Source organism: uncultured Maritalea sp. (genome assembly GCF_937139385.1).
Taxonomy (GTDB): Bacteria; Pseudomonadota; Alphaproteobacteria; order Rhizobiales; family Devosiaceae; genus Maritalea; species Maritalea porphyrae_A.
Genome location: NZ_CAKZPW010000099.1, coordinates 1 through 4,331, shown reverse-complemented (window position 1 = coordinate 4,331; position 4,331 = coordinate 1). Strand labels below are relative to the sequence as shown.

Sequence of the window (4,331 nt, the reverse complement as noted above, 5' to 3'; positions counted from 1 at the left end):
AAGCCGATCATGAAATCACCCATGTGGGGCTGGATAGGCGTGTTCTGACCAATCCGTTGCCAATCTGCGTGGCTTTCCAACATTGGGCCCGTTTCAGCAGCGGCACCAAGGCGCAGCTTCTCAGGCAAAGCCATGCGACGATCAAGACAAAGTCCCGCTCGATGAACAGCAAATCCCCTTGATTTCAATTCACGATCAACAAAGCCGAGAGCGTCCTCTGTCAACTGCCAGCTGCCCATGCCAATATGGGCGTGATAGGTGATTTTGTTTTGCTTCATGCACGCCTGTTTAAACTCCAACTCGGAGCTTACATCCCAAACATCCATTGCCGCGGTACGGCCTAGGCGCAAGCCATCGGCTATCTGAGCGCTTTGTTCAAATAAGACGCCCATGGCCGGCAATGCGCTTGATTTGATCGTTTCAATCTTGTGTAAAAACTGCTCAGTTGCCATCATGATTTCTTACCCTGCCCGGCCTTTTCCATTCGCTCTCGAATGGCATCAAGTGCGTGTCCGTAGGCTGAAAGGCCGCCGCGCTTTTCGATAATAGTTTGTCCTTGTTCGGAGATACCGCCAGGCGTCGCCAACGACGTCCAAATATCTTCCAAAGACTTGTCGGTTTCCTGCGCGGCCATGTGAGCTGCGCCAAACATAGTCTCCACCGCAAACGCGCGCGCTTGCTCAGGCTCAAGCCCCGCCACAACACCCCACTTGCTCGCGTGGTCAAGCAATGGAATGAGCCATGCAAAAAAGGCACCTGTAAGGGCTGAAATGGCACCAAACTGATCTTCGCTTGGCAAAACATGGACTTGCCCTAAAAAGGACAACAAACGTTCAGCCTTTTCGTTTGCTGGAAATAGCGCTGTGGGACTTAAATTGTGCTTCACACAGGCTAACGGCAAGCTGCGCACCGCAATTGCAGGCGCACTCCATTTTTGCAGATCGGCAAGCCCTACCCCGGCAGCCACACTCAAAACGGTCTGCCCTTGGCTGAAATCACAAGCAGCAAGTGCTGCGCCAACGTCTGCGGGCCGCGTCGCAACCACAATGATTGAAGAGGCATCGACGAGCGATTGCACTTCATCGTGCACACACAAGCCCGAACGCTTTTCTGCGAAGGCAATGGCCTTTTCATGAGTGCGATTGAAAAGGTGGATATCATAAGGGGCTTTTGCGGTCAGCAGCCCCTCAATCATATATTGTGCAAGATGACCGCAGCCGACAAAACCAATTGAAACGCGCGTCATACCAACTCGCCTTTTTTGGGTGTATCAAGTGAAGTGCCAGCTTGTTTTGTCGACAAGTGGCAAGAGACTTGATGCTCATTGTCAACGAACTCGAGCGAGGGCCTTTCAATTTTGCATTGCGCCATGACGACAGGACATCGGGGATGAAAGTGGCAACCAGACGGAGGCGCAAACGGACTTGGCATCTCACCTTTGATTGTCTGGCGTTCTTCTCCCCGTCCCTTGGGATCAGGAACCGGGATCGACGACAATAGCGCTCGCGTATATGGGTGCTTGGGCGCACTGAAGACTTCATCATATCTCGCCGCCTCAATGATCTTGCCCAAATACATAACGGCGACCCGATCCGCCAGGTGTTCGACAACTGCCAAGTCGTGGGAAATGAACAAATACGATAGGCCAAATTCTTCCTGTAAATCGATCAGGAGGTTTATGATTTGCGCTTGGATCGATACATCCAATGCTGAAACAGCCTCATCGCAAATGATGAGCTTGGGGTTCAACGCCAGTGCGCGAGCGATTCCGATGCGTTGCCTTTGTCCACCTGAAAACTCATGCGCATATCGGCTAGCGTGTGCGGGGTTAAGCCCTACTCTGTCTAAAAGCATATCAACTCGCTCACGTCGATCTTGTGGCGCCATGCCATGAATCTTGAGCGGTTGATCAAGTGTTTGGAACAGGCTCATGCGTGGGTTGAGCGACGAAAATGGGTCCTGAAATACAATTTGGATCTGCGAGCGCAGCTGCAGTTGCTCTGCGCGCGACAAATGATCAATGCTGGTGATTTCGCGCCCCTCAAACAAGATTGAACCACCGGTAGACTTAACCAAATTGACAATGGCCATACCAGTGGTGGTTTTGCCACATCCACTTTCGCCAACTAGCCCCAGCGTTTCACCACGCCCAATGGAAAAGCTCACGCCATCCACCGCTTTAACGGGAGCGCTTGCCACACCAAAATGCACCTTCAAATCCGACACTTCTAACAAAGGTGCCTCTCTGTTTTCAGCGCTCATGGTGACGATCCTTTTTAGTCAAATCAAAGTGACAACGAACCGAGCGTCGTGCCCCAACAACTTCCATCGAGGGCGCCAACGTTGAGCAGATTTCTTGCGCATAATCACAACGTTCGCAAAACGCACAGCCCGCTGGCAAAGCCAGCAGATTTGGCACTGTGCCAACTATTTCTTCCAAACGAGTGCGCTGCTTGGTCCTTGTGCGTAGCCCCAGTTTTGGCACAGCGTTAATGAGTGCCTTTGTGTAGGGATGTCGCGGTTGCTCAAATATTTCGCGCGCATAACCAGTTTCAACAACTTGCCCCGCGTACATGACCACCACATAATCAACAATCTCAGCCACAACGCCCAGATCATGGGTGATTATGACCACCGACATCTCGTTTTCGTTTTTTAGGCCTTGAATGAGATCAAGGATCTGACCTTGAATGGTAACGTCCAACGCTGTCGTAGGCTCGTCTGCGATGAGCAATTGGGGCCGACACGCCAAAGCAATGGCAATCATTACACGTTGCCGCATGCCGCCAGAGATTTGATGCGGGAATTCATTATAGCGCCGTTCCGGCGCTGAGAGCCCAACTTTTCGCAGCATTTCAATCGAAAGGCGCTTCGCCTCTGCTCGATCAACTTTTAGGTGTCGCCTAAAGACCTCGCCAACTTGATGGCCAACCTTCATAAGCGGGTTCAACGAACTCATGGGTTCTTGAAAAATCATGGAGATCGCATTTCCCCGCATTTCCCGCAACTTGTGCTCATCAAGCTTCAACAAATCTTGCCCATCAAAAACAATCTCACCTGATGAGATGCGACCGGTTCGTTTTGCGATCAATTGCATAATTGAAAGTGCAGTCACACTTTTGCCCGAACCAGATTCACCAACAATGGCAAGGGTCTCTCCTTGCTCAAGTTCAAACGAAACTCCCCGCACCGCCGGAAGGACGCCACCTGCAGTTGCAAAATCTACGTGCAAGTCGACAACCTTGAGCGCACAGGTTAAATCGGTCGAATTGGGAATATTAGATTTCATCATCTAACCCCACCCAACTTGGTCGCACCAACGCTTTTTGGGTCAAGCAAATCACGCAAGCCATCTCCAAGCATGTTAAATCCAAGCACTGTGACAAAGATCGCAATGCCGGGGAAAATCGACAACCAAGGCGCAACGAACAGCAGGTCCCGTGCTGATGAAAGCATACCTCCCCAGCTCGGTGTTGGCGGCTGAGCGCCAAGTCCTAGAAAGGAAAGCGCTGCTTCGAGCAAAATGGCTTCAGCAGAGCCCAACGTCGCAATTACAAGAACTGGCCCCAAAATATTCGGCATGATCTGCGTAAACATTATGCTGGCACGGCTATAGCCCAGGGATTTAGCGGCTTTGACATAGTCTTTCTTTTTGTCTGAAAGCACCTGCGCCCTGGTAATGCGGCAAGTATATGCCCAGTTGGTCAACCCCAATGCGATAAATAGGTTGATCAAACCCGGCCCCAACGCGGCCATGATGGCGAGAGCGAAAACAATTACGGGGATCGACAACATTATGTTGGTCAGCCCCATGATCAGGTCATCCCAAAACCGCCCCATATAACCTGCAACTAATCCAAGACTTACGCCGATTATGGTGTTGAGAATCTGCGTGACAAGACCGACGCTGAGTGAAATTCGAGCACCATGGATGACCCGAGACAACACGTCTCGACCATTCGTGTCGGTACCAAATAAAAACTCGCCGCCTGGTGGCAGTTCAGAGTTCATCAGATCGGCGTCAAATACGGGATCAAACGGCGCAATTAGCGGCGCAGCAATTGCCATAAGCACAACAAGCACAACACTTGCACCAAGCGTTTTTAAAGCGTGCGGAGCAAACGCCCAACTTGCATGAACATTCAATAACGGCTGAGACTGGGCTACGCGAACGCAACCTTGGGGATACAGGGGGGCTGTTCCAAGCATGGAAGTGGGGCAATTAATACGTGATACAATGGGTTGTTGGGTGCCAAGCGAACCGGCTCTCAATTAGATGGATTGAGCGCTCCTATACTTTTGCCTATTGGCATACCAACGGTGATAAGGCA

At 51.2% G+C, this 4,331-nt stretch carries 5 protein-coding genes; all 5 read right to left on the bottom strand.

What is annotated here, in order from left to right:
• Nucleotides 1–455, bottom strand: a 455-nt coding sequence (locus Q0231_RS04045; RefSeq protein WP_299345410.1) for a hypothetical protein, incomplete at its 3' end; no start/stop codon positions are given.
• Nucleotides 452–1,246 carry a pyrroline-5-carboxylate reductase dimerization domain-containing protein gene (locus tag Q0231_RS04040; protein ID WP_299345406.1) on the bottom strand — a complete coding sequence of 265 codons (795 nt, stop codon included), beginning with the start codon at nt 1,244–1,246 and terminating at the stop codon, nt 452–454. The genes Q0231_RS04045 and Q0231_RS04040, both read right to left, overlap by 4 nt.
• On the bottom strand, nt 1,243–2,262 hold the full coding sequence (locus tag Q0231_RS04035; protein ID WP_299345403.1) for an ABC transporter ATP-binding protein: 1,020 nt from the start codon (nt 2,260–2,262) through the stop codon (nt 1,243–1,245). The genes Q0231_RS04040 and Q0231_RS04035 overlap by 4 nt, the downstream gene beginning before the upstream one ends.
• Entirely contained in the window at nt 2,252–3,292 is a 1,041-nt protein-coding gene (locus Q0231_RS04030) for an ABC transporter ATP-binding protein (RefSeq protein ID WP_299345400.1), read from the bottom strand. Before Q0231_RS04030 ends, Q0231_RS04035 begins: the two co-directional genes overlap by 11 nt.
• A complete protein-coding gene (locus tag Q0231_RS04025; RefSeq protein WP_299345412.1) occupies nt 3,289–4,068 on the bottom strand; it encodes an ABC transporter permease in 780 nt (259 codons plus the stop codon). Before Q0231_RS04025 ends, Q0231_RS04030 begins: the two co-directional genes overlap by 4 nt.
• Nucleotides 4,069–4,331 lie beyond the last annotated feature (263 nt).